The organism is Pseudanabaena cinerea FACHB-1277, from assembly GCF_014696345.1.
Lineage (GTDB): Bacteria > Cyanobacteriota > Cyanobacteriia > Pseudanabaenales > Pseudanabaenaceae > Pseudanabaena > Pseudanabaena cinerea.
The window spans coordinates 1-4,686 of the sequence record NZ_JACJPY010000153.1 but is presented as its reverse complement, the minus strand read 5'-3'; the positions used below and the strand labels follow the sequence as shown (position 1 = coordinate 4,686).

Below are 4,686 nucleotides of genomic sequence, written 5' to 3'. Positions count from 1 at the left end.
AGATGTGAATGCTGCTAAAAATATTCTTGCCGCAGGGCTTGCGGTTAATGTCTGTGGAGCGACTGTAAGACCCGAACAGAGTAAATCTGTTAAGGCTGGTGCTATGAAGCAGAAACCTAAGTCGTGAGTCTTAGGAATCCCCGTCGCTTCAGCGCGGGGCGGATGTCAACTACCAGATTCCAATCTACAACCCGCTTGATTTCTTTCTTGAGCGTCAAATCTAGCCAAATGCGGGTAGCGCGTCCATTGCCCTCACGGAAAGGATGAGCCACATTCATTTCCACATATTTTTCAATAATCCGATCAAAGTCCCCTTGTGGCATTGCGTCGATATAGTCCAGAGAGGCTTTCAGATACATCACTGGCGCAAAACGAAAATTACCCTTAGAGATATTCACCTCGCGGACTTTACCAGCAAAGTCATAAATATCGCCAAACAAATAGGCATGAATGAAAGCCAGTCCTTTGAACGTGCCAACTTCTATCTTGTCAATATCGCCAGAGTCAAAAAGCTGCTTTGCCTTTTGTTTGCTGATTTTTTCCTCAGCCTTAGCCAGATCTACCTGATTGGTGATGTTTAATTTATTTTCTATTATCATGCTGCTTCTCCCTCAATCTCCGCCACGATCGCATCAATCTCAGCACGCAAGCGATCTATATTCGCAACAGTGGTTTTTAACTTAGCATTCAGAGCAGTAATATTCACCACCTCCCGCGTATCCTCTTAGAAACGATCGCATCAAAGGGCTTGTCATCGGCAAAATGCGGGTCAGTCAGGGTATTACCCAACTGTATATTGAACTTGTCGTAGTTGATGTTATGCAAAAACATATTCATCCGCGCCAAGTTATAGGTCGTGTGGTTGATCTCCTGCCCATAAAAACCGTCTTCAATGAGGTGAGCATCAAAGTGCTTTTTAGCTTGCAAGAGCAGCGAACCCGAACCACAGGCTGGGTCATAAATTTTATTGACACTAGTTTGCTGGTGCATTGCAAGCTGGGCAATCAACCGAGAAACGTGCTGCGGCGTAAAAAACTCACCGCCCGATTTACCCGCATTCGCCGCATAGTTAGAGATCAAAAACTCATAGGCATCACCAAATAAATCGATATGGCTGGCATCAGAAGCTTATTATAATTGATCGCTTAGCTATTGCCTGTGTGGCGCGAACGGATTGCCGGCTGCGACAGCAATCGCCGCTCACCGCAGCCAATAATCTTTGACTGTCTAATCTCGGCTAGGAACAAACAAATTAAGCAGACTTTTCGGTTTCGGCATAACTAAGCGTAAGTGATATTTATTTTAAAATCACTAGCTCACCGCGATCGCTAGCGAGTTTAAATTCCTCACCAAAATCACAGTTCGCCAGTTCTCCCAATTGAATATTCTGATTTACATTGGGCAAGCTCTTACTCACTTCCAGCGATCGCAAACATAATACAAGGCGGGTCATATCCACAGCTTCGGCGCTGACATCACAGCCAAAGAGATTATGCTGCAAAATATACATGGCGCTATCAGCAAGGGATACGAAAGCCGATTGACTAGCATCAGGGGCGAATTTAGTAATTAAATAATGGATACGCTCATGTTCAGAAATGAGAAATTCTAAGGCTGTCACCAAAAACACCCCCGAACCGCATTTAGGATGCACCACCTTAATATTCAATAGTCGCTTCTGATATTCACAACAATAATCGATGGTAGCCCTTTCGCGATCGCTTTCATTATCAAGGGATGCAGGAGATTGTACTTGAGGGGCGGTTAGGGATAGGTGATGTTGGAGGATCTTGATTACCGATTCGCTTTGGAGAATATTTTTGCAAGGTAACTTGGGGCTGCGGCGCTTGCTGAGATAGCTCAGGTCTTTACGATATTGTGCCAATTCCTTAAGCGATTCATCGAGAAGCCCTGTGAGCATATGGCGGGTAATGTCTTGCTCAAAATCAAAACGGGTAATTTCTTTGATTTGGCGGCATAGCTCATCACCGACAAATAGAGCTTGATCGAGCAGGCGATCGCTTGCAAAAATGCTTAAAGGATAAGCCTCTATGGGGATTCTGTAACGCTTATTCCCCTGATGCACCCATCGAAATATGGCTTTATAGTTTTCCCAAATAGGTTGTTCGAGATAGGGGTTAACAAACTCATAGGCATCCTTGATGAGATGCTCTGGCAATAGCTGGCGGTCTTCGCAATAGGCAACAAAGAGAATGCGATTTAATAACTTTTGCGCTTGATAAATGGCGATTTCGATCGCCTGACTTGTATCCATCGATGGAAGCTGTGCTTCGGGCATAGCATCTTCGCTGGGCGCTGACTGCGAGAGCGCCTGTAACCGATAGCGAAAATCTTTAATTAACTGACCGCGAATTTTAGAATAATGACTATAAAAATTTTTGAGAATCTCCGATTCTAATTGATGGGACTCCTCTAGTAATTGCGTGGTGCGCGATCGCTCGTCACTATTGGCGATGCCCTTTAACAGCGTCCGCCGCGATAATAAAAAATAGAAAGCCTTCAATTGTTCTAAATCTGCCAAGGATTCCCAAGCAAAGCGCTGGCAAAACAAGCTCGAAACATGGCGATGATACAAACAAATTTCGCGATAGTCTAACACCACCAGCCATTCCGTCGTTTCATGCTCTGGCTCTGGCTTAATAATTGCCCCCTGTTCCGCCGTATTGATCGAAATCTCGACAATTACATTAACTAAATCTTCTGCAAAAAAACCAAGGACAGGCTTAGGATGTAACTCTAACTCCCATGCGCCAATAGTAGTTTCAAAGGGTGAGCGATAGCCCAAAATATCGACAAAAATATCATGCAAAAATTGCGCTTCGGTAATTAGGTTTGAGGGCTTGCCATCACTCGCAAACCTCAGCCACTTGTGTAAAACCTGAAAGCGATCGCCTAAATCTCTGGGGAAACCAAAGGAACTCACCCGCCTTGCTAAGGGCTTAGGATGGAGAAGGGAGTAATAAGGCGATCGCTGGTTCATGTTTTTGGGTCGGTCGGCGATTGAGCTAAATTCTTCTCAGCTTCAACCTCAGCTAACAGCTTTTCCCTTTCTTCGGGAGACATTGCTTCTAACTGCTTGGTTAAAAACGCTTTCTGGTAGTCTTCTAGTTGCTGGTTGTAGGTCATGGTTTGAGTAATCGCCCTAAATATATAGGTGGAAACCCAAGCAAGCAATACCCCCACTAGCACCACTTGACTCCAAACCCCTGCATTGGTGGCATCTAGCCCAGAAATGCGAAATAACCAAAACGCAATGCCACCAAATACAAAAAAAGCAAATACGATCGCGATCGCATCAATACGGCGCATAGTTAAACCTGCCTTGCGGTAGGGCGGAAGTTAAAAAATGGCGCGATCAGCAAGAGTCCGGGGAAGAAAAAGAATGCCAAAAAACAAATAAATACCCTTTCCCATGAGCCTGTTTTGTACCAACGGGCTTTGAAATAAAACATCACCAATAGGGGGATCACTAGTAAATATGTACCTGCGATCGCGGCATAAACAACTGGGGCAGATAAGAGCAAAGACATATGCGTAACTAACTTAATAGTGGATTTATAGTGGATTTAGGTTGCTTTTCACAAAATAATTGTAACAGCGATCGCTAACTATAGCTGTCGCCACCAGTTTTTTGGGCTAGGCGCATAAGTAGCGCAATCACGGCGTTATTCACCTAACTTAAGGATATATTCACCCAACTGCTCAAATTTCCCCGCATAGGTAATCGTGGGACTGCTATAGCCCTTGAGATTCACCGAATATTGCTTTAGGGGCAGCAAAACTGCGGCATAGGGCGTATGGGTATAGGTTGCCGACCCGATCGCCACATCCAAACCCAACTGCTTTGTGGAAGACTCCAACCGAAAAGCCGCATTCACCGTATCCCCCAGTGCCGTGTAATCGGGATGATCGCTAGTTCCCATCTGCCCCACCATCGCATAGCCCGTATTGATCCCTGCCCCCACCCGCAGAGGAAATGGCAGATCAAACTCTTGATTTAGCTGATTACTCATTTTATAAAGCTCGAACAAAGCGCGATAAACCTTGAGCATTTCTTGGGTGGTGACAGTATCTGAGGCTTTCTCGGTGTGGTGAATCCAAACGGTCATCACCGCATCACCGATATATTTATCAACCCAACTGCCATAGCGATCGATAATCTCCCCCGCCCGCCGAAACCATGTACCGATCGCCTCCGATAGTAAATGCTCGTCCATCTGTTGGGTTAGCTTGGTGAAATCACGAATATCGATTACTAAAACTGTGATCAACTGTCGCCGATGCAACATGGCTGTGGCGATCGCATTGGTATCATCCGAGGGGGACAGTTCCCTCACTTCAGAGGCAGTTGTCGTTTCAGGACAGTAAAAATCAATTTCTGTTTCCCCAAGAATGATGCGATCGCCATTCTTTAAGCTCACAGGAATCATTACCCGCCGCCCATTTACAAAGGAGCCGTTACGACTACCAAGGTCAATCAAAAAATAATTATTATCACCGACAATCTGAAACATGGCATGGTTACGCGAAGCGCACTTGTCAGAAAGTGGAATATCATTTTCTGAGCCACGTCCTAACTTCCAAGACGAACCAGACACAAGGGGGATCTGTGTCGTACCTTCGGCTCCATGCAGTACGATGTGCGGTGTCTCGTCCCCAAAGGCG

4 protein-coding genes and 3 pseudogenes are annotated in these 4,686 nt (G+C 45.4%); 1 reads left to right on the top strand and 6 read right to left on the bottom strand.

Annotated features, from left to right (window positions below; genetic code table 11):
- Window positions 1-127 (top strand): annotated as a pseudogene (locus H6F44_RS24195) (RNA-guided endonuclease TnpB family protein); the annotation flags it as partial.
- 43 nt (window positions 128-170) lie between these two features.
- Here H6F44_RS24195 and H6F44_RS22195 read toward each other — a convergent pair.
- The 6 genes and pseudogenes from H6F44_RS22195 to H6F44_RS22170 form a co-directional block, all read right to left on the bottom strand.
- Window positions 171-599, bottom strand: a pseudogene (locus H6F44_RS22195) (Fic/DOC family protein); the annotation flags it as partial.
- A gap of 127 nt (window positions 600-726) precedes the next feature.
- Window positions 727-1,116 (bottom strand): annotated as a pseudogene (locus H6F44_RS22190) (N-6 DNA methylase); the annotation flags it as partial.
- A gap of 181 nt (window positions 1,117-1,297) precedes the next feature.
- Entirely contained in the window at window positions 1,298-3,001 is a 1,704-nt protein-coding gene (locus H6F44_RS22185) for a hypothetical protein (RefSeq protein ID WP_190353259.1), read from the bottom strand.
- Window positions 2,998-3,330 carry a DUF3007 family protein gene (locus H6F44_RS22180; RefSeq protein WP_190353258.1) on the bottom strand — a complete coding sequence of 111 codons (333 nt, stop codon included), beginning with the start codon at window positions 3,328-3,330 and terminating at the stop codon, window positions 2,998-3,000. The genes H6F44_RS22185 and H6F44_RS22180 overlap by 4 nt, the downstream gene beginning before the upstream one ends.
- 2 nt (window positions 3,331-3,332) lie before the next feature.
- Window positions 3,333-3,551, bottom strand: coding sequence for an NAD(P)H-quinone oxidoreductase subunit L (gene ndhL / locus H6F44_RS22175; protein ID WP_190353257.1), 219 nt, complete (start codon window positions 3,549-3,551; stop codon window positions 3,333-3,335).
- 135 nt (window positions 3,552-3,686) lie between these two features.
- Window positions 3,687-4,661, bottom strand: coding sequence for an FHA domain-containing protein (locus tag H6F44_RS22170; protein WP_190353261.1), 975 nt, complete (start codon window positions 4,659-4,661; stop codon window positions 3,687-3,689).
- Between the last annotated feature and the right edge of the window lie 25 nt (window positions 4,662-4,686).

What these genes read in the sequence shown, in the direction of transcription:
- H6F44_RS22185 (WP_190353259.1), bottom strand. Translation starts at nt 3,001, where the DNA reads ATGAACCAGCGATCGCCTTATTACTCCCTTCTCCATCCTAAGCCCTTA.
- H6F44_RS22180 (WP_190353258.1), bottom strand. Translation starts at nt 3,330, where the DNA reads ATGCGCCGTATTGATGCGATCGCGATCGTATTTGCTTTTTTTGTATTT.
- ndhL (WP_190353257.1), bottom strand. Translation starts at nt 3,551, where the DNA reads ATGTCTTTGCTCTTATCTGCCCCAGTTGTTTATGCCGCGATCGCAGGT.